The organism is Micromonospora parastrephiae (genome assembly GCF_016802865.1).
GTDB lineage: Bacteria > Actinomycetota > Actinomycetes > Mycobacteriales > Micromonosporaceae > Micromonospora > Micromonospora parastrephiae.
On the sequence record NZ_JAEVHM010000084.1, the window covers coordinates 1 to 23,880 of the forward strand.

The 23,880-nt window shown below is 71.7% G+C and carries 18 protein-coding genes and 2 pseudogenes; 3 read left to right on the forward strand and 17 right to left on the reverse strand.

Features of this window, described 5'->3' with window-relative positions:
- Positions 1-2,771, reverse strand: a 2,771-nt coding sequence (gene secA, locus JNW91_RS17725) for a preprotein translocase subunit SecA (protein WP_203176620.1), incomplete at its 3' end; no start/stop codon positions are given.
- A 168-nt stretch (positions 2,772-2,939) separates the two neighbouring features.
- On the opposite strand from secA, the gene JNW91_RS17730 reads away from it, so the two are divergent.
- Entirely contained in the window at positions 2,940-4,091 is a 1,152-nt protein-coding gene (locus JNW91_RS17730; protein WP_203176621.1) for a GNAT family N-acetyltransferase, read from the forward strand.
- Positions 4,088-5,200, forward strand: a complete 1,113-nt coding sequence (locus JNW91_RS17735; protein ID WP_203176622.1) for a GNAT family N-acetyltransferase — start codon at positions 4,088-4,090, stop codon at positions 5,198-5,200. Before JNW91_RS17730 ends, JNW91_RS17735 begins: the two co-directional genes overlap by 4 nt.
- A 64-nt stretch (positions 5,201-5,264) precedes the next feature.
- Here JNW91_RS17735 and hpf read toward each other — a convergent pair whose 3' ends face one another.
- The 8 genes from hpf to efeU form a co-directional block, all read right to left on the reverse strand.
- A complete protein-coding gene (gene hpf, locus JNW91_RS17740; RefSeq protein ID WP_203176623.1) occupies positions 5,265-5,900 on the reverse strand; it encodes a ribosome hibernation-promoting factor, HPF/YfiA family in 636 nt (211 codons plus the stop codon).
- Between the two features lie 244 nt (positions 5,901-6,144).
- A complete protein-coding gene (locus JNW91_RS17745; protein ID WP_203176636.1) occupies positions 6,145-6,822 on the reverse strand; it encodes a ComF family protein in 678 nt (225 codons plus the stop codon).
- 37 nt (positions 6,823-6,859) lie between these two features.
- Positions 6,860-8,626 (reverse strand): LpqB family beta-propeller domain-containing protein, encoded by a 1,767-nt coding sequence (locus JNW91_RS17750; protein ID WP_203176640.1) that lies wholly within the window; start codon positions 8,624-8,626, stop codon positions 6,860-6,862.
- A 41-nt stretch (positions 8,627-8,667) separates the two neighbouring features.
- Complete coding sequence (gene mtrB / locus JNW91_RS17755) at positions 8,668-10,425, reverse strand: MtrAB system histidine kinase MtrB (protein WP_407664346.1); 1,758 nt, start codon at positions 10,423-10,425, stop codon at positions 8,668-8,670.
- A 12-nt stretch (positions 10,426-10,437) separates the two neighbouring features.
- Positions 10,438-11,127, reverse strand: a complete 690-nt coding sequence (gene mtrA / locus JNW91_RS17760) for an MtrAB system response regulator MtrA (protein ID WP_007455837.1) — start codon at positions 11,125-11,127, stop codon at positions 10,438-10,440.
- 142 nt (positions 11,128-11,269) lie between these two features.
- Entirely contained in the window at positions 11,270-12,547 is a 1,278-nt protein-coding gene (gene efeB / locus JNW91_RS17765) for an iron uptake transporter deferrochelatase/peroxidase subunit (RefSeq protein WP_203176624.1), read from the reverse strand.
- A gap of 25 nt (positions 12,548-12,572) precedes the next feature.
- Positions 12,573-13,706 (reverse strand): iron uptake system protein EfeO, encoded by a 1,134-nt coding sequence (gene efeO, locus JNW91_RS17770; RefSeq protein WP_203176625.1) that lies wholly within the window; start codon positions 13,704-13,706, stop codon positions 12,573-12,575.
- A gap of 23 nt (positions 13,707-13,729) precedes the next feature.
- Positions 13,730-14,644 (reverse strand): iron uptake transporter permease EfeU, encoded by a 915-nt coding sequence (gene efeU, locus JNW91_RS17775; RefSeq protein WP_238425198.1) that lies wholly within the window; start codon positions 14,642-14,644, stop codon positions 13,730-13,732.
- Between the two features lie 171 nt (positions 14,645-14,815).
- Here efeU and JNW91_RS17780 point away from each other — a divergent pair, with 171 nt between their 5' ends.
- Positions 14,816-14,965 (forward strand): hypothetical protein, encoded by a 150-nt coding sequence (locus JNW91_RS17780; protein WP_203176626.1) that lies wholly within the window; start codon positions 14,816-14,818, stop codon positions 14,963-14,965.
- A gap of 57 nt (positions 14,966-15,022) precedes the next feature.
- Here the strand turns inward: JNW91_RS17780 and ahcY are convergent, their stop codons facing one another.
- From ahcY to JNW91_RS17820, 8 genes and pseudogenes are all read right to left on the reverse strand, one after another.
- On the reverse strand, positions 15,023-16,522 hold the full coding sequence (gene ahcY / locus JNW91_RS17785) for an adenosylhomocysteinase (protein WP_203176628.1): 1,500 nt from the start codon (positions 16,520-16,522) through the stop codon (positions 15,023-15,025).
- 278 nt (positions 16,523-16,800) lie between these two features.
- Positions 16,801-17,964: a mannose-6-phosphate isomerase, class I gene (gene manA, locus JNW91_RS17790; protein ID WP_203176642.1), complete on the reverse strand. Its 1,164-nt coding sequence runs from the start codon at positions 17,962-17,964 to the stop codon at positions 16,801-16,803.
- 87 nt (positions 17,965-18,051) lie between these two features.
- Positions 18,052-18,975: pseudogene (locus tag JNW91_RS17795) on the reverse strand (cation diffusion facilitator family transporter); the annotation flags it as partial.
- Positions 18,976-19,042: 67 nt separating this feature from the next.
- Positions 19,043-20,242 (reverse strand): SIS domain-containing protein, encoded by a 1,200-nt coding sequence (locus tag JNW91_RS17800; protein WP_203176630.1) that lies wholly within the window; start codon positions 20,240-20,242, stop codon positions 19,043-19,045.
- Positions 20,239-20,424, reverse strand: coding sequence for a Trm112 family protein (locus JNW91_RS17805; protein WP_139585754.1), 186 nt, complete (start codon positions 20,422-20,424; stop codon positions 20,239-20,241). The genes JNW91_RS17800 and JNW91_RS17805 overlap by 4 nt, the downstream gene beginning before the upstream one ends.
- Before the next feature lie 61 nt (positions 20,425-20,485).
- On the reverse strand, positions 20,486-21,871 hold the full coding sequence (locus JNW91_RS17810; RefSeq protein WP_203176632.1) for a phosphomannomutase/phosphoglucomutase: 1,386 nt from the start codon (positions 21,869-21,871) through the stop codon (positions 20,486-20,488).
- 68 nt (positions 21,872-21,939) lie between these two features.
- Complete coding sequence (locus tag JNW91_RS17815) at positions 21,940-22,989, reverse strand: hypothetical protein (RefSeq protein ID WP_203176634.1); 1,050 nt, start codon at positions 22,987-22,989, stop codon at positions 21,940-21,942.
- Positions 22,990-23,196: 207 nt separating this feature from the next.
- Positions 23,197-23,781: pseudogene (locus JNW91_RS17820) on the reverse strand (endonuclease V); the annotation flags it as partial.
- Between the last annotated feature and the right edge of the window lie 99 nt (positions 23,782-23,880).

Sequence of the window (23,880 nt, forward strand, 5' to 3'; positions counted from 1 at the left end):
CCGGAGGCCGGCCGCTGCGGGGCGGACGGTGGCGGTCTGCCCGGCGCCGCCGGAGCGCCCTGCGCCGGACGGCCCACACCGAGCGCGGGTGCCTGCTGCTGGGCCTGCTCGACCGCGACCGCGCCCGGGCTGGCCTCACCGTCGATGGTGGGGGCCGAGTATTGCAGGCCCTGCCGCTGCGGCGCGCGGTTGAGACCCTTGGCGCGGATCTCCACCGGCTTGTCGAGAAGCGTGACCTCTTCCGACTCCGCCGGCTCCGGCTCGGTCACCTGGACGTCCACGTTGTAGAGGAAACCGACCGTCTCCTCCTTGATGCCGTCCATCATGGTGGCGAACATGTCGAAGCCCTCGCGCTGGTACTCCACCACGGGGTCGCGCTGGGCGTACGCCCGGAGGTTGATGCCCTCCTGGAGGTAGTCCATCTCGTAGAGGTGCTCGCGCCACTTGCGGTCGATCACCTGGAGCAGCACCATCCGCTCGAGCTGGCGCACCCCCTCGGGGCCGAGCTGCTCCTCACGCCGGTCGTACGCGGCGTGCGCGTCCTCCTTGAGGCGGGCGACCAGGAAGTCGGCGTCCATACCGGCCCGGGAACCGCCGGTCTCCTCCTCCAGCTCCTCGATCGTCACGCCGACCGGGTAGAGCTGCTTGAGGCTGGACCAGAGCTGCTCAAGGTCCCAGTCCTCGCCGTAGCCCTCGGAGGTGGCACCCCGCACGTACGCCTCGACGGTGTCGTCGATCATGTTGCGGACCTGGTCGGAGAGGTCCTCACCGTTGAGCACCCGAAGCCGCTCGGCGTAGACGACCTGGCGCTGCTTGTTGAGCACCTCGTCGTACTTGAGGACGTTCTTGCGGATCTCGGCGTTCTGGCCCTCGATCTGGGCCTGGGCGCTCTTGATCTGCCGGGTGACCATCTTCGACTCGATGGGCACGTCCTCCGGGATGTTGAAGCGCTCCATCACCGCCTCGACCGCGCCGGCCCGGAAGCGCCGCATCAGCTCGTCCTGGAGGGACAGGTAGAAGCGGGACTCGCCCGGGTCGCCCTGCCGGCCGGCGCGACCGCGCAGCTGGTTGTCGATTCGGCGGGACTCGTGCCGCTCGGTGCCCAGCACGTAGAGGCCACCGGCGGCGGCGACTTCGTCCGCCTCGGCGTCGCAGGCCTGCTTCCAGGTGGGCAGGACCTCCTCCATCGCCTTGGCGTACTCCTCCTCGTTCTCCAGCGGGTCGAGGCCGCGCTGGCGCAGCTCGTTCGCCGCGAGGAACTCGGGGTTGCCGCCGAGCAGGATGTCGGTGCCGCGGCCGGCCATGTTGGTGGCCACGGTGACCGCGCCCTTGCGCCCGGCCTGGGCGACGATCTCGGCTTCCCGGGCGTGGAACTTGGCGTTCAGCACGTTGTGCGGGATGCCCCGGCGGCGCAGCAGCTGGGAGAGGATCTCCGAGTTTTCCACCGAGACGGTGCCGACCAGCACCGGCTGGCCCATCTGGTGGCGCTCGGCGATGTCCTCGATGACCGCGTTGAACTTGGCCTTCTCGGTCTTGTAGATGACGTCCGGCCGGTCCTCGCGGACCATCGGGCGGTGGGTCGGGATGCTCACGACGCCGACCTTGTAGACCTTGTTGAACTCGCTCGCCTCGGTCTGCGCCGTACCGGTCATCCCGGACAGCTTGTTGTAGAGGCGGAAGTAGTTCTGGAGGGTAATGGTGGCCAGGGTCTGGTTCTCCTGTTTGATCTCCACCCCCTCCTTGGCCTCGATCGCCTGGTGCATGCCCTCGTTGTAGCGACGGCCGTGCAGGATGCGACCGGTGAACTCGTCGACGATCAGGACCTCACCGTCGCTGACGATGTAGTCCTTGTCGCGCTTGTACAGCTCCTTGGCCTTGATGGCGTTGTTGAGGTAGCCGACCAGCGGAGTGTTCACCGACTCGTACAGGTTGTCGATGCCGAGCCGGTCCTCGACCTTGGCGACGCCGCGCTCGGTCACCGCGATGGTGCGCTTGGAGTGGTCGACCTCGTAGTCGCCCTCGCCGTCGGTGCCGGGCTGGAGCCGGGCCACCACGCCGGCGAACTCGCCGTACCAGCGGGCCGAGTGTTCGGCCGGACCGGAGATGATCAGCGGGGTGCGCGCCTCGTCGATCAGGATGGAGTCGACCTCGTCGACCACCGCGAAGTTGTGACCGCGCTGGACGAGTTCGTCCTTCGACCAGGCCATGTTGTCGCGGAGGTAGTCGAAGCCGAACTCGTTGTTGGTGCCGTAGGTGATGTCGCACTCGTAGGCGGCCTTGTGCTCGGTGGCCGGCCGGTTGGGCAGCACCACGCCGACGGTCAGCCCGAGGAACTCGTGCACGCGACCCATCCAGGCCGCGTCGCGCTGGGCGAGGTAGTCGTTGACGGTGACCACGTGCACGCCGTCGCCGGAGAGCGCGTTGAGGTAGACGGCCATGACCGAGGTCAGCGTCTTGCCCTCACCGGTCTTCATCTCGGCGATGTTGCCGAAGTGCAGCGCCGCGCCGCCCATCACCTGGACGTCGTACGGCCGCTGGCCGAGCACCCGGGCGGCCGCCTCGCGGGCCACCGCGAACGCCTCCGGCAGCAGGTCGTCGAGGGTCTCGCCGTCGGCGAGCCGCTCCCGGAACTGCTCGGTCATGCCGCGCAGTTCCTCGTCGGTGAGGTTGACGTAGTCGTCCTCGATCGAGCTGACGGCATTGGCGATGGCCTTGAGCCGGCGCACCATGCGGCCTTCGCCCGCGTTAAGGACCTTTTCCAGAATCGACACGGATCAACGCTCCCCTAGACAGTCTCGAACCATCGTAGGCGCTCCATCGGCGCGATGGTCACTGGTGGCGGTGGTCCGTCTCACCGAACCCGACATAACTCGCGTCCTGGCCGCGGGCCGGACGTTATCCGGTTACGCCGTCGGCGAACGTTCCGGCACGATGCACGAGTGGAGCCCGTGGAGATCATCGAGGACGGCGTACTGCTGCGACCCTGGCGGGAGGCCGACGCCGACGCCGTGCACCGCGCGTGCCAGGACCCGGACATCCAGCGCTGGACCACCGTACCGCGCCCATACCTGCCGGAACACGCCCACGGCTTCGTCACCGAGCTGAGCGGACGCGCCTGGGCGGAGGGCACCGGCGCGCCGTTCGCGGTCTGCGACCCGGCCTCCGGCGAGCTGCTCGGCTCGTGCGGTCTGATCTCCATCGACGGCGACGGCACCGGCGAGGTGGGCTACTGGACGGCCCCGTGGGCGCGCGGCCGCGGGGTGACCGTCCGGGCGACCCGGGCGCTGGCCCGCTGGTCCTTCGAGACGCTCGGGCTGCGCCGGCTGCTCTGGCAGGCCGAGGTGGGGAACCACGCCTCCCGCCTGGTCGCGCTCCGGGCCGGGTTCCGGATCGACGGTCGACTGCGGCTCGCCCGACCGGCGCCGGACGGCGGCCCGGACGGCTGGGTCGGCTCGCTGCTGCCGGGCGAGGTGCCCGAGCCGGGATCGACCGGCCCGGCCGGGCCGGGCACCCTGGTCGCCCGACGGGCCGCCGTCTTCGGGCGCCCACAGCCCACCCTGTTCGCCACCGCCGGTGCCGGTGAGCTGCGGTTGCGGCCGATGGAGGAGCAGGACCTGGACACCGTGGTGGGGACCTGCCGGGATCCGGAGACCATCCGCTGGACCACCGTGCCGGACCCGTACGACCACGCCGACGCGCGGTGGTACCAGAACCACTGTCGGGAGCTCTGGGCCCGCGGCGACGCCGCGTGCTTCGCGATCGCCGACCCGGACGACCGGTACGCCGGCTCCATCGACCTGCGGCTCTCCCCCTCCGACCCGTTGCTGGCCGACGTGGGGTTCATGACCGCGCCGACGGCCCGTGGTCGTGGCCTCATGCCGGCCGCGTTGCTCGCGCTGAGCGCCTGGGGCTTCACCGCGCTGGGCCTGGCCCGGATCGAGTGGAAGGCGCACGTGGGCAACGTCGCCTCCCGTCGGGTGGCGGAGAAGGCGGGCTTCACGTTCGAGGGGATCGCCCGGGGTGGCGTGCCGCACCGGGGTGAACGGGTCGACGTCTGGGTGGCCGCGCTGCTCGCCGAGGATCTGGCATGACGCCGCAGCAGGTCGTCGAAGCGCACGGGGTGCGGCTGCGCCCGTTCCGCGCCGGGGACGCGGCCGACGTGGTCGACGGCTGCGCCGACCCGGTGAGCCAGCGGTTCGTTTCGAGCCTGCCTTCGCCGTACACCGAGGTCGACGCCCGTTGGTGGATCGACGCCGGCGCCCCGGCGGTCTGGACCGGCGGCGGCGCCGCGTACGCCATCGCGGACCCGGCCACCGACCGGCTGCTCGGCGCCGTGGGCCTCAGCTGTCCGCTGCCGGAGCGGGGCCAAGCGGAGATCGGTTACTGGGTGCGGCCGGCGGCGCGCGGACGGGGGGTCGCCGCCGCGGCCACCCGCGCGTTGAGCGAACACGCGTTCGCCACCGGAACCGCCCGGCTGGAGCTGCTGACCCATCCGGAGAACGCGGCCAGCCAGCGGGTCGCGCTGGCCGCCGGGTTCCGGTACGAGGGGTCGCGCCGGTCGGCCGGCTCCGGCCGGGATGCGGGCCGGCACGACCTGCTGGCCTGGGTACGCCTCGCCGACGATCCGCCCGGCCCGACCGCCCGGCTGCTGCCCGACCTGCCCGACGGGATGCTCACCGATCAGGTGGTGACCCTGCGCCGGCTGGCACCCGGGGACGCGGAGCTGATGTACCGGCTGCACAGCCGACCCGAGGTCGTCGCGAACCAGGCGCCGCCGGTGCCGCCGACGTGGGAGGCGATCGAGCGGCGCTGCCTGCTAGCGGAGAGCGGGTGGCTGACCGGCGACATCGCCCGACTGCTGATCACCGACGCGGCCACCGGCGAGCCGGCGGGCAGCTGCGGGTTGTCGTACACCGACGTGGGACGCGGCGAGGCGTCGATCGGGTACGCCCTGCTCCCCGACTGGCGGGGCCGGGGGTACGCCACCCGGGCGGTCCGACTGCTCGCGCCCTGGGCGTTCGGTTCGGCCGGTATGGCCCGGCTGACCGCCGGCACCGTGCCGGACAACATCGCCTCGCACCGCGTGCTGGAGCGGGCCGGCTTCCACCGGGAGGCTCTGCAACGCGCGAGCCTGCCCGGCCTGACGGGCACCCGCCTGGACGACCTGACCTTCGCGCTGCTGCCCGCCGACCTCCGCTGAGACGGATCATGAGTTGTGGTGGTCGCCCACCACAACTCCATGATCGACGCGGGTCAGCGACCGGTTACGTCGCGAGGGAGATGATCCCGTAGTCGTAGGCGTGGCGCCGGTAGACGACGCTGGGACGACCGGACTCCTTGTCCTGGAACAGGTAGAAGTCGTGGCCGACCAGTTCCATCTCGAACAGCGCGTCGCCGATCGTCATCGGCTCCGCCGGGTGCACCTTCTCCCGGGCGATGTGCCACGGCTGACGGTCGTCCTCCTCCTCGACCCGCTCCGCGACGGCCGTGCCGGCGCGAGCGCCGTCACCCGGCGCGCTGAGCGGGGCGGCCACCAGGTCCGCGACCGGTAGGCCGGCGGTGGCGGCGGCGACGGAGATCGGCGCGTGCCGACCCCGGTGTACGCGGCGACGATCGGCCGCGCGGCGCAGCCGGGTGTCGAGCTTCGCGATGGCAGCGTCGAGCGCGCTGTAGAAGTCGTTCGTGCAGGCTTCGGCCCGAATCACCGGGCCCCGGGAAATGCAGGTGATCTCCACCCGCTGGCAGTGGTCGGCCTGGCGCGGATTGCGCTCGTGAAACAGCTCGACATCGACACGAATCAGTTTGTGGTCGTAGCGTTCGATCTTTGCGAGTTTCTCAGCTACGTGTACCCGGTAATGGTCCGGCACTTCGACGTTACGGCCCTTGACCACGATGTCCACGTGACCTCCCTTGTTCGGACGGTCTTCGATCCGGTTACCCGGTCGCGCGCCGTGGGAGACCCGCTGGCGTCGACCGGATCAGTGCGGCTACGCCTCCTCTCACCGCCGGGGGCGGGTGAACGACCTCCTACCCCCGACAGGAAAACGCTAACGCCTGTTTGCCCGGCAGTCACCCCATGTTGCCGAGACCGCCCCAGATTTTTCGCACCTCATACACCAACGGGTGAAACGGAAACACGATCGGTTACGAACGGAGTCTTTTCTCGGTCGCCGCGAGCACCGCCGCGACACTCGGTGCCGACCCGGTCGCCCGCAGCACGCGGGCCGCCGCCGCCAACGTGACCCCGGTGGTCACGATGTCGTCCAGCAGCACCACGACCGGCGCGAGGCCCGCCGCACCGGCACGGACCGGCGTACCGGAGCGGGACCGGAACGCCGCCTGCGCGGCCGCCGCCCGGCCCGCGCTGTCCAGCGTCACCGAGTCGGGTCGGGGCAGCGCGCGCAGCGGCCGGAGCACCCGAACCGACCAGCCACCCCGGCGCAGCCGGGCCGCGCAGTGCCGCGCCAACCGGTCCAGGTGATCGCCGTACCGGGCCCGGGCCGCCGCCGCCGTGTCCGGCACCGGCACCAGCGCCACCGGACGGCTCACCTCGCCGACGGCCGCCGCGACGACCTCCGCGAGCAGGCCGCCGAGCGGACGGGCCAGCCCGTGCCGACCGTGCTCCTTGTACGCCAGCAGAGCCTCCCGCAACGGGCCGGCGTACGGACCGAGTGCGACGCAGGGTGGCAGGCCGGCCGGGGCGGGGGTGGGACGCACCGGCCCTGGACGTAGCGCGTTCAGTGCCGCCACGCAGGCGGGGCAGACCCCGTGCCGCAGGCCGGGCCGGCGTTCCCGGCAACCCGCGCAGTCGGCGGGCAGCACCAGGTCGGTGAGGTCCGCCCAGAGCCCGCCCACGGCGTCAGTAGAGGAAGAACGGGGCTGACGGGTTGCTCGGCCGGACGCCGGCCGGCGGCGGGGCGATGTCGCGTACCCGATCGGGCTCGATCCGCTCCAAGGGACTGCTGCGGTACGCCACCCCGTTCGCCTCGTACATGTACGCGCCGGTGGGCACGGGCACGCTGCGGTTGGTCGGGTACGCCGTCAGGTGGTTGACCTTGGCGCCGACGTCGGTGCGCAGCGGTGTCTCCACGGCGCCGTCGACGCTGACCTCGTAGATCGCCGGCTGGCCTGCGGACCCGGCCACCACGAGTTGGTCCTCCCGGCCCCAGTCCACCGTCGTGAGGCCGGTCAGCGAGGTGACCAGCTGCCGGGGCGGGCCGATGGAGACCCCGCCGCCGTCGAGGTTGACCGCCGCGACGTAGAGCCGCCCACCGGCGACCAGTGCGACCCGCTGGCCGTCCAGCGCGGCGGCAACCGCGGTGACCGGCCCGGAGGGCAGGTTGAGCGGCACCGGGTACATCCCGGCCGCCTCGTCGAAGCGGTAGAGCTGACCGTCGGCCACCACCAGGCCCCGACCGGGCCGGGAGTCGGCCATCCGCAACCAGACCGGCCGGCTGATCGAGGCGTATTCGGAGGAACCGCGGTTGAGCGTGGCGATCGGAGCGGGCCCACTGCCCACCGCGAGTCGCTGGCGACCCTTACCGCCGGCCACCACCATCGCCGCGAGAATCCGGTTGTCGGCCCGGGCGATGCCGGCGGAGACGATGCCGCGGTTGACCTCGGCCGCCAGTGGCACCGCACCGCTGAGCTCGCCGACGAAGTCGAGCGGACGGATCGCGCCCTCGTACACGCAGAACCGCTGTGGGCTCTCGGTGATCGGGTAGAGCCGCTGCGCTCCCCGGCGGGCGTTCAGATCCTGTACGGGTTGCGAGTTGTTGCGGATCTTCAGCTCCAACTCGCCCGGGAGGTCGCCCAGCGACCAGGCGAGCTGCGTGAGCAGCTGGTCGATGCTGTTCTGGTCGTCGCCGGACATGTCCAGGTTGACCTCCCACCGGCCGTTCGCGCCGGTGGCGTTGTTGATCAGCTCGGTGCGGTCGGGCAGCCCGACGACGCCGGGGCGCAGCCAGTCGGACGGGCCGGCGACCAACCACTTCACGACCTCGTTGACCCGACGCTCTTCGGGCACCGCCACCGGCAGGTAGCGCTGGTCGGGCACCAGCCGGGTGCGGTCGGAACTCCAGAAGTAGATCGACTCGCCCTGGTAGTACTGCTGGAGCGCGACGTCGCTGAGCAGCAGCACGTTCGGCGGGTCGAGCACGTACAGGCCGGCGCGCTCGTCGTTGGCGGCGCCGTCGAGCGCGCCGCTGCGCAGCCGGAACTCGTACTCCGTCTCGGTCGCCACCGGCGGGGCCAGCGTGCCGTTGGCCCGCAGCACACCGATCTGCTGCACGGTGATCGTCACCGTGGTGGTCGAGTCGCTGTTGAGGGTGTAGACCGCTTCCCGCAACCGGACCACGGTCAAGGCGACCTCGCTGCCCTTCTTGTCCTGCAGACGGGGCCGGTCCTCCGGCGCGATGAACGCCTTGACCCGCTCGTAGGCCCGGTCCGGCTCACCGGCGGCCGCGGACAGGAAGTTACGGACGAACGACTCGTTGGAGCTGCCGCTGGCCGTGCGTGTCGGCGGCTCGCTTGTTCGGCCGTTGCCCGAGCCGGCTTCGGTCGCGGCCCCGCCCCTACCGTCCACCCGCACGTCGGACGCAGCCGGGATGCCACAGGCGCCGCCCATCAACAGCACCACACCGAGGGCCCCGAGCACGGCCGGCCGCCTCACGAGCGCACCTCCGTCCGCTGCCCGTCCCCGGCCGGCGCCGGGCCGATCGCCAACGCCCCACCGGTGCCGGGCCCGATGGCCAGTGGGCCACCGTCGCGGGGGCCGCCGAACGGCAGCGCGGCGTCGGCCGGCACCAACCGCAGCGGCGAGGTGGTCAGTCGGTCACCGGCCCGGGCCGGCAGGGTGAGGCGGAACTGTGCGCCCTGCCCCGGTGCACCCCACGCCTCCAGCCAGCCGCCGTGCAGTCGGGCGTCCTCCAGGCTGATCGACAGGCCCAGACCGGTGCCCCCGGTCTGCCGTGCCCGGGACGGGTCCGCCCGCCAGAACCGGTTGAACACCAGCTTCTCCTCGCCCGCCTTGAGCCCCACTCCGTGGTCCCGCACGGTGATCGCCACGGCCGTCTCGTCGATGCCGAGGGTGATCAGCACCGGGCGGGCCTCGCCGTGCTCGACGGCGTTGCCGACCAGGTTGCGCAGCACACGCTCGACCCGGCGCGGATCGACCTCGGCGATCACCGGCGTGCCCGGCAGGTCGAGTTCGATGGGTACGCCCACCCGCTCGGCCAGGCCGGCCAGCCGCTCGACCACCCGGTGCACCACCGGCACCAGGTCGGTCGGCTCGGCGTCCAGCATGGCGAAGCCCGCGTCGAACCGGCTGATCTCCAGCAGGTCGGTGAGCAACTCCTCGAACCGGTCCAGTTCGGCCTGGAGCAGCTCGGCGCTGCGGGCCACCGCCGGGTCGAACCCGTCGCGCTCGGCGAAGATCAGGTCGGCGGCCATCCGGACCGTGGTCAACGGGGTACGCAGCTCGTGCGAGACGTCGGAGGTGAAGCGGCGCTGCAACCGGGACATCTCCTCCAGGCGCAGGATCTGCCGTTGCAGGTTGGTGGCCATCTGGTTGAACGAGGCGGCGAGCAGCGCGAGGTCGTCCTCGCCGTTGACCACCATCCGCTGGTCGAGCAGGCCGGCGGAGAGCCGTTGGGCGGTGCGCGCGGCGACCCGGACCGGGTTGACCACCAGGCGGGTGACCAGGGCCGCGAGCAGCCCGAGCAGGATCACCAGGGCGACTCCGGTGGCCACCACGGTGGCTCGGGCGTCGGCGGCGGTGGCGTCCTGCCGGGTCAGCGGCACCAGGTAGTAGAGCTCGATCTGGCCGAAACGGGTGGGCACCGGAGAGCCGTACACCAGGTATTTGGTGCTCTGCCCGGTGAGCCGGCCAGTGCGGATCTGGCTGGCCACCTTGCCCTCGGCGACCGCGGCCCGCAGCTCCGGGCTGATCAGCGGCTGGACGTTCACCGACGGCGCGGTGCGGGTCTGGATGTCGCTGGGGTAGTCGTCGGCGGTGATCGCCACCACCACGCCGCTGGTCTGCTGGGGGTCGCCGCCGGCCAGGTAGTTGACCGTGCCGTCGATGGTCTCCTGGAGCTGCGCCTCCTGCGGCTGGCCGTACAGGGAGACCTGCTTGGCGGCGTAGCTGGCACCGCTGTTCACCCGCAGCCGGACGTCGGTACGGGCGTTGTCCAGCAGGATCGTGGTGATCTTGTCGGCGATCAGGAACGCGAAGCCGCCGACCAGCAGGCTGGAGGCGACCAGCGTGATGGTCACCACCCGCACCTGTAGCGAGCGACGCCAGGTCTGGTGCACCCGGGCCACCACCCGGGCGGTCCGGCCACTCACCGCGCGCCAGAACTCCCCGCCGGCGATGTGCCGGCGGGCAGCCGTGGTCGGGGGGTGTGGGGGCGGAGAGGTCAACACAGTGTGACCAGGCTATCCGGTACCCGCCTTGTAGCCCACGCCCCGCACGGTGAGGATGATTTCCGGCCGCTCCGGGTCCGGCTCGATCTTGGCCCGGAGCCGCTGGACGTGGACGTTGACCAGCCTAGTGTCCGCCGCGTGTCGGTAGCCCCAGACCTGCTCGAGCAGCACTTCGCGGGTGAAGACCTGACGCGGCTTACGGGCGAGCGCGACCAGCAGGTCGAACTCCAGCGGAGTCAGCTTCACCTCCTCGTCGTTGCGGCTGACCGTGTGCGCGGGCACGTCGATGGTGATCTGGTTGCCGGGTGGCCCGATGGTCAACATCTCCGGCGCCACGTCCTCGCCCCGGCGCAGTCGGGCCCGCATCCGGGCGACCAACTCCTTGGGCTTGAACGGCTTGACCACGTAGTCGTCGGCGCCGGACTCGAGGCCGAGCACCACGTCCACGGTGTCGCTCTTGGCCGTCAGCATGACGATCGGCACGCCGGACTCGGCCCGGATGGACCGGGCCACGTCGATACCGCTCATCCCGGGCAACATCAGGTCGAGCAGCACGATATCGGGCCGGCTGTCGCGGAAGGCAGCCAACGCCCGCTCACCATCGGCCACGAAGGAGGGCAGGAAGCCCTCACTGCGCAGCACGATGCCGAGCATCTCGGCGAGTGCGGGGTCGTCGTCGACCACCAGTACCCGGGCTCTCATGGGATTAATATTGCATCCCCGTTCAGTTCGGTGGGACCGGCGTCGGGTGGATCCCCGGCCGGCTGCCACCATGATCCCCCGTCGCGCCGTCCGGCGCCACCGCCGCCTCGGGCCGGTCGTGCTGTCGTGATGCGGACGGCGGTCAGCCGAAGAGCGCCCGCCCCCAGTGGTCCCCGCCGTCCCGGACGCCCGGCGGGCAGGCGAACAGGCCGCTGGAGACGTGCCGCAGATACTCGTTCATCACGTCGTGGCGGGCCAACTGGGTCTGGATCGGCACGAACTGCCGGCGCGGATCACGCTGGTAGGCGATGAAGAACAGGCCCGCGTCGAGTCGGCCGAGGCCGTCCGAGCCGTCGACGAAGTTGTAGCCCCGGCGCAGCAGGTGGGCGCCGTTGTTCCGGCTCGGGTGGGCCAGCGTGACGTGGGCGTGCTCGGCGATCACCGGCTTGCCGTCCGCGCCACGCGCCGCGAAGTCCGGTTCGTCGAACTCGTCGGTCCGGCCCAGCGGAGCGCCGCTGCCCTTGGTCCGGCCGACGATCTCCTCCTGCTCGGCCAGCGACGTCCGGTCCCAGGTCTCCACCAGCATCCGGATCTTGCGGGTGACCAGGTACGAGCCGCCGGTCATCCAGTCCGGCCCGTCGCCCGGCTGCACCCACAGCTGGTCGCGCAGCAGGCTGGTGTCCTCGGCCTTGAGGTTGGCCGTGCCGTCCTTGAAGCCGAAGAGGTTGCGCGCGGTGGCCTGCTCGCGGGAGGTCGACGAGGTCCGGCCGAAGCCGAGCTGCGACCAGCGCACGCTCACCACGCCCATGCCGATCCGGGCCAGGTTGCGGATGGCGTGCACCGCGACCTGCGGATCGTTGGCGCACGCCTGCACACAGAGGTCGCCGCCGGAGAGCTGCGGCTGCAACGCGTCGCCGGGGAACTTGGGCAGCTCGGCGAGGGCTGCCGGGCGCCGGTCGGCGATGCCGAACCGGTCCCGGCCGTCGGTGTCGCGGAACAGCGTCGGCCCGAAGCCGATGGTCAGGGTGAGCTGCGACGGGGGCAGGCCCAGCGCCTCGCCGGTGTCGTCCGGCGGGGCCTCGGGCATCCCGCCGACCGCGCCCAGCACCCCGGCGTCCCGCCCGGCGGTCATCCGGACGGCGGCGGCGGTCCACTCCTGGAGCAGTTCGACCAGCCGGGCCCGGTCCTTGGTGATCACGTCGAAGGCGACGAAGTGCAGCCGGTCCTGGGCCGGGGTGACGATGCCGGCCTGGTGTTCACCGTGGAACGGCACCGCGCCGGCCGGGTGGTCGCTCGCGGAGGCCGGGCCACGAGAGCTGCTGACGAGCGCTCCCGCGCCGACCGCCACTCCGGCCACGCCTGCAACCCCGGCACCGGCGAGCGTGATCGCCCGCCGCCGGGTCACCCTGCTCCCGCTCATCGGTTCGACTCCCCCTGACGTCCGGTCACCGGGCGACGGCCGCGGCGACCTTGCTGATCGGCTCGGCGAGCGCGTTGATGCCGTCGGACAGTTCCTTGAGCTCGGTCTTGCTCAGGGCGGTGTGCAGCTTCCAGCCGTCGCCGTCGCGGTGCTTGCCGAGCAGTGCCTCGACGTTGGCGAACTCGGTGTCCAACTGCGTCACCAGCTCCGGGGAGCGCTGCTCCAGCGCCGGCCGGAGGGCCGACACGGCCGCCTTGGAACCTTCCAGGTTGGCGGCGAAGTCCCACAGGTCGGTGTGCGAGTAGCGGTCCTCCTCGCCGGTGATCTTGCCGCTGGCCACCTCGTCGAGCAGCTCCTTCGCGCCGTTGGCGAGCTGGAGCGGGGAGAGCTTCTCGGCGTTGGCCTTGGCCACGATCTCCTTGACGTCGACCAGCAGCCGGTCGGCGATCGGGCCGTCCTTGCTGATGTCGCCGGACTGCCAGAGGTCCTTCTCAATCCGGTGGAAGCCGGTGAACTCCATCCCCTCCTCGATGACCTCCTCGCGGCCGTCGATCTTGGGGTCGAGGTCGCCGAAGATCTCGGCCACCGGCTCGATCCGCTCCCAGTAGGTGCGGGCGACCGGGTAGAGCGCCTTGGCCTTCGCCACGTCGCCGGCCTTCACGGCGGCGACGAACTCCTCGGTCTTGTCCAGCAGGGCGCTGGTCTGGCTCTTGACGTAGCGCTGGTAGTTCTCGGTGGCACCGGCCAGCGCGGCGTCGGCGGTGAGTGGCTGCGACGATCCGCTCACCTTGAGCGCACCCCGGATGCCCTTGCCGCTCATCCCGGGCTTGCAGGCCGTCTCGTAGGTGCCGGCCGGCAGCTCGACGCGCAGTTCGCGGCTCAGGCCGGGAGCGATGTTCTCCACCTCGCCCATCACCCGGTCGCCGGAGGCGTACACGTAGAACTCGGTCACCTTCGCGCCCGAGTTGGTGATCTTGAAGGTGGCGGTACCGGCGCCCAGGTCCGTGGTGCCGACCTCGCAGGCGGTGTCGCTGGCCTTGACCGCGATGGGGCCACCGGCCCCCGCCGCCTCCTCCTTCTTGGAGTCGGAGCAGGCGGCGACACCGGCCGTGGCCAGCACACCGGCGGCGGCCAGCGCGAAAAAGCGGGTGGTACGCATCTGAGCTGTCTCTCCTCGTGAGGTCAGGCACGCTGCGGCGTGGTCGCCGCCTCGGCCTCGGTGCCGGTGTCGGTGTCGGCCCCGCGCTCGGTGCCGGTGTCGGTGCCGGTGGTGGCGGCGGTGGGTGCCGGCTTACGCCGGGCCGGGCGCAGGAAGAGCAGGAGGACCGGCACCGCGTACCCGACCCAGGCGATCGTCTCCAGCACGGTGGGCGCGGGCGTCACGTTGAACATGCCGGCCAGCAGGGCGGCGTACCAGGTGCTCGGGTCGAGCGTGCCGGTGATGTCGAAGGCCAGGTCGTTCAGGCCGGGGAGGACACCGGCCTCCTGGAAGTCGTGCACGCCGTACTTGAGGATGCCGGCGGCGACGAGGATCAGCAGCGCGCCGGTCCAGGTGAAGAACTTGCTGAGGTTGATCCGCAGGGCGCTCGCGTAGAGCAGCACGCCGAGCACCACGGCGGTGACGATGCCGCCGATCAACGCGAGCAGCGGCCCGCTGTCACCGGCCGCGCCCTGGGCGGCGGAGTAGAAGATGAGCGCGGTCTCCAGGCCCTCCCGGATCACCGCGAGGAAGGCCATGCCGGCGACCGCGAGGGACCCGACGGCCAGCGCCTCGGTGAGCTTGCCGCGCAGCTCGCCGGCGATGGACCGGGCGGCACGGCGCATCCAGAAGATCATCCAGGTGACGAAGACCACTGCGGCGACCGACGTGATGGCCTCGAAGAGTTCGCGATCCTCGGAGCGGGCCAGCAACGAGGTCGACGTGTACTCGATCAGCCAGCCGAAGAGCACCGAGAGCGCCACAGCCAGGCCGACGCCCGCCCAGACCTGGGGCAACCGGTCCCGGCGCTGCGACTTCACCAGGAAGGCCACCAGGATGCTGACCACCAGGGTCGCTTCCAAGCCTTCCCGCAGGCCGATCAGGTAGGTGGCGAACATCCGGGCTCCGTGTTCATGAGGAATGCCTCAGCTAACTTAGGGCAGCCATACCTTCCTCCCTGCTCAGTGCCCTCGTCAAGTCGTGCACGACAAGCTCACCCGCCCACGGTCGAACGCTCGGCCGAGGGAAGGACCGGTCAACCATCCGTCCGGCTGTGGGAGGATCCCGCCGTGAAGGGTTTCCTGCCGTGGCTGACGGTGCTGGCCGTGGTGCTGCTGCTCAGCGCGTTGCGTCTGCGGGCACTGGCCACCGTCGTGTCACTCGGCTGGCTGGCCTGGTGCGTCTGGACCTGGTTCCGCCCCGCCCGCCGCCGACCCTGAGGCGCAGACGACGAACCGGGCCGGCTGCGAACAGCCGACCCGGTCCGGGAAATTCGATCAGTAGCGGTAGTGGTCCGGCTTGAACGGACCCTCCTGGGAGACGCCCAGGTACGCGGCCTGCTCCTTGGTGAGCGTGCTCAGCTTGGCGCCGAGCGCGCCCAGGTGCAGCCGGGCCACCTTCTCGTCCAGGTGCTTGGGCAGCACGTAGACGCCGATCGGGTACTCCTCGGTCTTGGTGAACAGCTCGATCTGGGCGATCGTCTGGTTGGCGAACGAGTTCGACATCACGAAGCTCGGGTGCCCGGTCGCGTTGCCCAGGTTCAGCAGGCGGCCCTCCGAGAGCACGATGATCGCGTGCCCGTCGGCGAAGCGCCACAGGTCGACCTGCGGCTTGATGTTGACCCGCTCGACGTCGGAACGCTTGGCCAGGCCGGCCATGTCGATCTCGTTGTCGAAGTGGCCGATGTTGCCCACGATGGCCTGGTGCTTCATCCGGGCCATGTGCTCGTTGGTGATGACGTCGAAGCAGCCGGTGGCGGTGATGAAGATGTCCGCCTGCTCGACCACGTCGTCCAGGGTGGCGACCTGGTAGCCGTCCATCGCGGCCTGCAACGCGCAGATCGGGTCCACCTCGGTCACCACGACCCGGGCGCCCTGGCCGCGCAGCGACTCGGCGCAGCCCTTGCCCACGTCGCCGTAGCCCATCACGACGGCCATCTTGCCGCCGATCAGCACGTCGGTGGCCCGGTTGATGCCGTCAATGAGCGAGTGCCGGCAGCCGTACTTGTTGTCGAACTTGCTCTTCGTCACCGAGTCGTTGACGTTGATGGCCGGGAAGAGCAGCGTGCCGGCGCGGTGCATCTCGTAGAGCCGGTGCACGCCCGTGGTGGTCTCCTCGGTCACGCCCTTGATGCCGGCGGCGATCCGCGTCCAGCGCTGGCCGTCCTCGCCGAGCGAGCGGTGCAGCAGTTCGAGGATGACCGCGTACTCCTCCGAGTCGGCGGACTCGACCGGCGGCACGGCCCCAACCTTCTCGAACTCGGCGCCCTTGTGCACCAGCAGCGTGGCGTCGCCGCCGTCGTCGAGGATCATGTTCGGGCCCTGACCGTCCGGCCAGGCGAGCACCTGCTCGGTGCACCACCAGTATTCCGGCAGCGTCTCGCCCTTCCAGGCGTACACCGGAACGCCGGCGGGGGCCTCGGGGGTGCCGTTCGGGCCGACGACGATCGCCGCGGCGGCGTGGTCCTGGGTGGAGAAGATGTTGCAGGACGCCCAGCGCACCTGCGCGCCGAGGGCCACCAACGTCTCGATGAGGACGGCGGTCTGGATGGTCATGTGCAGCGAGCCGGTGATCCGCGCGCCGGCGAGCGGCTGCGCCTCGGCGAACTCCCGACGGATCGCCATCAGGCCGGGCATCTCGTGTTCGGCGAGCTGGATCTCCTTGCGCCCGAACTCGGCGAGCGACAGATCCGCCACCTTGAAGTCGCCCTCGGCGAGCGTGCTCGGCCGGGCCTCGGACGGCGTACCGCTGGCGGACGCCGGGAGGGTGCTGGTCATAAAGGCTCCTGTCGAACGATGTCTGCGCCGACCCTCCACCTTACGCGCGTTGGCGACGAACATCAGGGGGGACGGTCTGCGGACAGCGCACGGGGCGGTCGGTGGTGGACAGACCTGCCGCCCACGTCCCGCCCGCCCCGCGCATCCCCCCGGTTTGGTTCCCCGCACGTTGCCGGACCGTCGTCGCGATAACGCTGCGTACTCATAGGGTCACACTGGGGCATGGCGGCGTCAAGCTATTCCGGGAAAGTCGGACTTGTGTCGTGGCGACGGACGCGTCAGCGCAGCCCAGACGTCGCCACGTACGCCTCACCAGCGCCGCCGATCCGCAGCGGCTCGCCGGCCGCATCGCCAATCGCCGCCTGACCGGACACCAACGTCACCGCGCCCGCCCCGTCGTCCACCGTCACCGACCCGGAGCCGCAGAGCACCACCCGCGGGCCGGGCAGCGACAACGTGACCGACGGCACCGCCGTCCCGACCCGGACCCGGTGCAGCGCGAAGTCGTCCACCGGCACCGGCCACCAGTCCACCCCCGGGCCCACCGGCTGCGCCGCCCGGACCGGGTCGTCGAGCACCTCGAAACGCAGCACCCGCAGCAACTCGTCGACGTCCACCCGCTTCGGCGTCAGTCCGCCGCGCAGCACGTTGTCACTGGCCGCCATGATCTCCACGCCGCAGCCGCTCAGGTAGGCGTGCAGGTTGCCGGCGGGCATCCAGATCGCCTCCCCGGGCACCAGCCGCAGGTGGTGCAGCAGCAACGCGACCAGCACACCGGGATCCCCCGGGTACGCCGCCGCCAACCGGCGGGCCAGGTCAGCGTCCGGGCCGTCGGCCGGCGCCGCCGCCACGGCGGACAGCAACTCGTCGCGCTCCCCGACCGGCCAGGTGAGCAGCGTCCGCACCGCCGTCCGCAACCCCGCCGGCCCGGCCCGCAACGCGTCCACCACCGGCGCCAACACCGGTACGCCGAACGCCGCGAGCGCCTCGGCCGACTCGGCCGGCGCCCGGAAGCCGCACAGCGCCTCGAACGGGGTGAGCGCCACCAGCAACTCCGGCTTGTGGTGCGGGTCGGAGTAGTTGCGTTCCGCCTCGGGGCGCCCCGCGTCCGCCGCGTACCCGGCCCGGGCCTGCTCGGCATCGGGGTGGGCCTGCAGACTCAGCGGGGCGTCCGCGGCGAGGACCTTGAGCAGGAACGGCAGCCTGCTGCCGAACCGGTCGGACACCCGCCGGCCGAGCCACTGCCCCGGCTCGTCCCGCACCAGGTCACACAGGCTGACCTGGAGCCCGGCGCGCTCCACCAGGGCCGGGGCGCCCGGGTGGGCGCCCAGCCACAGTTCCGCCTCCGGACCGGCACTGGGTACCGGCCGGCCCTGCAACAGCGCGATGGCCGAGCGGGACCCCCAGGCGTAGTCGCGGATCGGTCCGTACAGCAGTTCCACCCCGTCAGCCCCTGGGCTGCCCGGCCGCTCGCCCGACACGTCCTGCGGCTGCGGCACCGCGGTGTCCGCGGCCGCGCCGGTGCCGGCCTCGGCGGCGGCGGCGCTGTAGACGTCCGGCTCCAGGTAGATCACCCGGGCGATCGGCACGGCGGCGCGGATCCGCGCCTCCACGACGTTGATGCCGCGTGCCAGGTCCTCGGCGCTCTCGCAGGCCGCCACGCCGATCTTCGCGGCGACCAGCAGCTCCTCCGGGCCCAGGTAGAGCGTCTTCATGTGGATGATCCGCTCCACCTCGGGGCCCTCGGTGATGGACCGCTCGATGGCGTCCAGGTCCTGCTGTTCGGCACCCTCACCCAGCAGCAGGCTCTTCGTCTCGATCGCCAGCACGATCGCGATCACCACCAGCAGGACACCGATCATCGCCGTGCCGGCCGCGTCCCACTTCCCGTTGCCGGTGACCAGCGTCATGCTGACGCCGAACAACGCGAAGACCAGACCGACCAGCGCGCCGAGGTCCTCCAGGAGCACCACCGGCAGCTCCGGAGCCTTCGCCCGCCGGATGAAGCGCACCCAGGACTGGTCGCCCCGGATGTGGTTGGACTCCTTGATCGCCGTCCGGAAGGAGAACGACTCCATCAGGATCGCCGCCACCAGCACGGCGACCGGCACCCACTGCCAGCTGGTGATCCCGTGCGGATCGGACCACTTGTGGTACGCCTCGTACAGGGCGAACAGGCCACCGAGGCTGAACAGCACGATCGACACGATGAACGCGTAGATGTAGCGCTCCCGGCCGTACCCGAAGGGGTGCTCCGGGGTGGCCGCCCGCTTCGCCCGCTTGCCGCCGAGCAGCAACAGACCCTGGTTGCCCGAGTCGGCGACCGAGTGGATCGACTCCGCCAGCATCGACGACGACCCGGTCAGCAGGAACGCGACGAACTTGGTGACGGCGATGCCGACGTTGGCGAGCAGGGCGGCGACGATCGCCTTCGTCCCGCCGCCGGCGCTCACGCCGCCGCTCCGCTTCGCCGGGCGAAGCCAACCGGTCCGCGCATGACGCGCCGCCCCCTACGTTCGTTCACTGGTTCGACAGCTCCTTCATCTCGGTGATGGCCGGTACGGCCATCGGATCCAGCCCATGGGCCAGAGCAAGGTAGATCGAGGCGAAATCCGGCACCGCGATCAGCGAGGCCAGCCGCTCCAGCGCGGAGCCGCCCTCGGCGGTCACCACATCACAGCGCACCCCGCGACGCTCGGCGAGCGTCTGCACCGCGTCCGCGCGGCGCTCCTCCACCGCCAGCGGCTCGTCGGTGTCGTCCTCGGCGTTGAGCCCACCGTCGCGCAGCAGCACCAGCCGCAGACGGGTCCCCTCGCCGTCGTCGTCGTCCGACGGGTCGGCGAAGATGTCCCGCTCGCCCTCGGCCAGACCACCGAAGACGCCGTCGAGCAGGCCGACCCGACCCCGACCGGCCTCACCGAGAGCCCCGGTGACCACCGGGTAGCGGGCGTTGGCCGACAGGGTGTCACCGAACCGGCGGGCCGCCACGGTCGCCAGCGGGGACGAACCCCAGACGATCGGGATCGAGCCGGCCAGGCCCAGGGCCAGCGACTTCGCCGGGTTGACGAAGGACTCCGCGGCGGAACGACAGCGGTCGGCGTCCGCGTCGAGTCGGGCGGCGGTCTCCGCCAGATCCGCCTCGTTGACCTTCACCAGCCCGAGCGAACGCGCGGCGAGCAGCACCGGCACGGTGAGCGCCCAGAGGCTGGCCCGCGCCGGCGCGCGTCGGGGCACCGGGATGAACGGCGCACGGGCCCGCTCGGCGACCGACTGCAACTGCGAATCCGGGGCGCCCACCGCGACGAGCCGGGCACCGCGGCGGTGCGCCGCCTCGGCGGCGCCCAGCGCCTCCGGGCTGCGACCGGACGCGCTCACCGCGATCACCACGTCGGCCGCACCCACCCAGCCGGGCACGCCCGCGCTGCGGTGCCCGATGATCGGGACCGGGCAGCGCGGCCCGGCGACCGTGGCCAGCACGTCACCGGTACGCCCGGCGGTGCCGATGCCCGCGATCACCACGGCCCGGGGCCGCCCGTCGTCGGCGAGCACCGCCAGGTTCGCCTCGGCGGCCAGCGCCGCGCTCTCCCGAACCTGCGCACCGGCCGACGCGGTGTGCCGGAGCATGTCGCCCGGATCGTGCTCGGCCAGCGCGGCCGGGTTGTCGAGCAGGGCCTCGTCGGCGTCGCGACGACCACTGACCCCGGCCGTACCGTCGATCATGATGCCTGCCCGGGGCCACCACGGGCCTCGTCGAGCAGCAGCACCGGCACGTCGTCACGGACCTCGAAGATCCGGCCGCACTGCGTGCAGGTCAACGTCTGCGCCTCGGCATCGTAGGTGAGCGGGGCGTGGTGCGTGTCCGGACAGGCGAGAATCTCGAGCAACTGCGGATCCAGGGCCATGGCACGGCTCCTTCCACGTGTGCGGCTTCACCGGCGGCGGTGCCGACCGGCGCAGGCGATCTTATCGGCGAACGCGGTTGAGCACGTCGTCCCGGAGCGAGACCATCCGCTCCCGGGTGGGCGCCTCGACGTTGAGCCGCAGCAGCGGCTCCGTGTTGGAGGCGCGCAGGTTGAACCAGGCGCCGTCCGGGAAACGCAGGGTGAGACCGTCCATCTCGTCGGCAACCGCGTCGGGGTACGCGGCCCGCACGTCGGCCACCGCCGCCGCCTGGTCGGCCACCGTCGAGTTGATCTCTCCGGAGGCGACGTACCGCTCGTACTCCCCGGCCAGCACGGACAGCGGCAGTGACTGCTCACCGAGCGCGGCCAGGGTGTGCATCGCGGCGAGCATTCCGGTGTCGGCGAACCAGAAGTCCCGGAAGTAGTAGTGCGCCGAGTGCTCGCCGCCGAAGACGGCGTTGGTCCGCGCCATCTCGGCCTTGATGAAGGAGTGCCCGACCCGCGCGACGACCGGCTCGCCGCCGTGCTCACGGATGATCTCCGGGACCGCGCTGGACGTGATCAGGCCATGGATCACCGTGGAACCCGGGTGCTTCGCCAACTCACGGGCGGCGACCAGGGCGGTGATCGCCGACGGCGAGACCGGCTCGCCGCGCTCGTCCACCACGAAGCACCGGTCGGCGTCACCGTCGAAGGCCAGCCCGATCTCGGCGCCGTGCTCGACCACCGCGCGCTGCAGGTCGACCAGGTTCGCCGGATCCAACGGGTTGGCCTCGTGGTTGGGGAAACTGCCGTCCAACTCGAAGTAGAGCGGCACGATCTGCAACGGCAGGGCCGACAGGGCCGCGTCGCCGAGCACGGTCGGAACGGTGAAACCACCCATCCCGTTGCCCGCGTCGACCACCACCTTCAACGGCCGGATGCCGGACAGGTCGACCAGCTTGCGCAGGTACGCGGCGTAGTCGGGAAGCAGGTCACGTCGCTCGACCGGCCGGGTCGGCTCACCGGCCGGACGGGACGCACCGGAGTCCAGGAGGGCCTGCGCGCGGTCCCGGATCTCGGCGAGCCCGCTGTCCTGACCGATCGGCCGGGCACCGGAGCGGCACATCTTGATGCCGTTGTACTGCGCGGGGTTGTGGCTGGCCGTGAACATCGCGCCCGGCAGGTCGAGCGAACCGGAGGCGAAGTAGAGCAGATCGGTGGAGGCGAGCCCGATCTCCATCACCGAGCGACCCTCGGCGCGGACCCCGGCCGCGAAGGCGGCCGCCAACCCGGGCGAGGTGGCCCGCATGTCGTACCCGACGACGACCGCGTCGCCCGGCTCGTCGGTGGTGTTGAGAAGCTGGGTGAACGCGGCTCCAAGCGCCTCGGCGACCCGCTCGTCCCACTGGTCCGGCACCGTCCCTCGGACGTCGTACGCCTTCACGATCCGGGACAGATCAGACACTAGTTCCGCTCCTTGGCCGCAGTTTCCACCGAACCTGAGCGTATCGGAGGGCGGGGGTCGGGCCCCGCTCAGCCGGGGAGCCGGGGCATGAACGTGGTCTGCTCGCCGCCGTCGGGCGGATCACCGGGCAGCCGCTGGGCACCCGGCGCGTCCGGCATCGGCTGCGTCGCGTCCGGAGTCGACCCGCTTCCCGCCGGGCGGGCCCCGTAGACGCCACCCGAGGCGGGCCGGGGAGCGGGCACCGGGCCGTAGCCGCCGGGCGGCTGCTGGCCGTACACCGAGCCGGGGTGACCGGGCGCGACCGGCGACCCACCGCCGGAGCGGTAGGTGGTGCCGCCGGGGTTACCCGGCAGCGGCCCGGACGGCTGGTCGGTCGGCGGCCGGTCCTGCCGTGCGCGGCGGACCAACAGGACGATGAGCAGCAACCCCACCGCGACCATCGCGATACCGAAGAACATCACCGGTGAACCCCCTCCAGATTCGGCAGCCGCCGCCGTCGTGACGGGCCCGCTGGACGTCCGGTCCAGCACGGCCGGGTTCAGCACCTCGCCGGCCGTCGCCACCTCGGTCGGGCTGGGGGTCGGGGTCGGCTTCTTCGACGGAGTCGGCGACGGGGTGACCCGGGCGCCGGTCACCTTCGCCGTGTCGGTGCCCCGACCCAGCTCCTGACCGGCCGCGCTGGCCCCCACACCGGTCACCACGAGCCGACCGCCGGGCGCACCCGCGGCGAACGCCACCCGGTACCGCACGGTGATGCCCTTGCCCATGCACAGCGTTGGCTTCGCCGGCGACGTCTGCCCGGTGACCGCGCTGCCGTCACCCCCGGAGACAGGCACGGGGAACCAGCGCCCACCCGCGTTCACCTGCACGGTCACCTGATCCGGCCGGAGACCCTCCAAACGCAGACCCAGGGCGGTACGCAGCAGCACGCACCCGTCGGAGCGTTTGCGCACGGCGACGTTCACCCCCTGCGGGGAGCCACCGGCGGCGAAACTGCTGGCCGAGCCAACCCGGACCGAGTCGTCGTCGGCCATCGCCGGCGACGCACCGAGCAGCACCAGGCCGCCCAGGACACCGCAGACAGTCGCGAGCCGCGCCGCGCGCCGACGTACCGTCATGATCACCTCACCGTTTCTCCCCGGGTGGGGTCCGCGGGTCAGGCTACTACCGGCCCACCCCCACCCCCGGTCATAGAGCGGTCCGCATGTGTGCGGCGTTACGGTTTACGGCCCGGCCAGCCGCTCGTGGCACGTGGCCTGCTGCCTGGCCTTTCCGCCGCTGACTCCGACGGTGTGGCCGCCCGCCGCGCCCGGACGACGCGGAGGTCAACCGGCACCGGCCAGCGCCTCCCGGCAGAGCCGGTCGGCGGTCCTGGTCGTCTCCGGCAGCCGGTAGCGCGGGGCCAGCGCGAGCACCTGAGCGGTGGCGTTGTCCAGGCTCATCCGGTGCCCAACGCTGACGAAGACCGGCTTCACCCCGTCCCGCGTCCGCACCACCCGACCGACGACGTCACCCCCGTCCCACAGCGGCGACCAGGAACCCCGCCTCCACTGCACCGGATCCCACTCCCCGACCAGCGGCGTCTTACCGACCCCGATCGAGGGCAGCCCGGTCACCACCCCGAGATGACAGGCGAGCCCGAACCGACGCGGATGAGCCAACCCGTGCCCGTCGCAGACCAGCAGATCCGGTCGGGTGGTCAGCCGGTCCAGCGCGGCGAGCAACGCCGGCAACTCCCGGAACGCGAACAACCCCGGCACGTAGCCGAACGCCGGCCGGCCCACACTGACCGCCGAATCGACCACGGCCAGCGTCCGAACGTCCAACACGGTCACGGCCGCCGCGAGCAGATCACCGCTCGTCCCGTACGCGACGTCCAGGCCGGCGACCGTCGCGGGCGCGGTCGGCCCCGTCGATCATGGACTTGTGGTGCCTCTCAAAACGGGTAAGTGTGGCTATAACGCCCACCACAACTCCATGATCGACGGCGGGGGCGAGGGCGGGGGACG

What these genes read in the sequence shown, in the direction of transcription:
- JNW91_RS17750 (WP_203176640.1), bottom strand. Translation starts at nt 8,626, where the DNA reads ATGGGCGGCGCCTGTGGCATCCCGGCTGCGTCCGACGTGCGGGTGGAC.
- efeU (WP_238425198.1), bottom strand. Translation starts at nt 14,644, where the DNA reads ATGTTCGCCACCTACCTGATCGGCCTGCGGGAAGGCTTGGAAGCGACC.
- mtrA (WP_007455837.1), bottom strand. Translation starts at nt 11,127, where the DNA reads ATGAGAGCCCGGGTACTGGTGGTCGACGACGACCCCGCACTCGCCGAG.
- efeB (WP_203176624.1), bottom strand. Translation starts at nt 12,547, where the DNA reads ATGAGCGGGAGCAGGGTGACCCGGCGGCGGGCGATCACGCTCGCCGGT.
- efeO (WP_203176625.1), bottom strand. Translation starts at nt 13,706, where the DNA reads ATGCGTACCACCCGCTTTTTCGCGCTGGCCGCCGCCGGTGTGCTGGCC.
- JNW91_RS17805 (WP_139585754.1), bottom strand. Translation starts at nt 20,424, where the DNA reads ATGGCCCTGGATCCGCAGTTGCTCGAGATTCTCGCCTGTCCGGACACG.
- JNW91_RS17735 (WP_203176622.1), top strand. Translation starts at nt 4,088, where the DNA reads ATGACGCCGCAGCAGGTCGTCGAAGCGCACGGGGTGCGGCTGCGCCCG.
- JNW91_RS17800 (WP_203176630.1), bottom strand. Translation starts at nt 20,242, where the DNA reads ATGATCGACGGTACGGCCGGGGTCAGTGGTCGTCGCGACGCCGACGAG.
- JNW91_RS17815 (WP_203176634.1), bottom strand. Translation starts at nt 22,989, where the DNA reads ATGACGGTACGTCGGCGCGCGGCGCGGCTCGCGACTGTCTGCGGTGTC.
- ahcY (WP_203176628.1), bottom strand. Translation starts at nt 16,522, where the DNA reads ATGACCAGCACCCTCCCGGCGTCCGCCAGCGGTACGCCGTCCGAGGCC.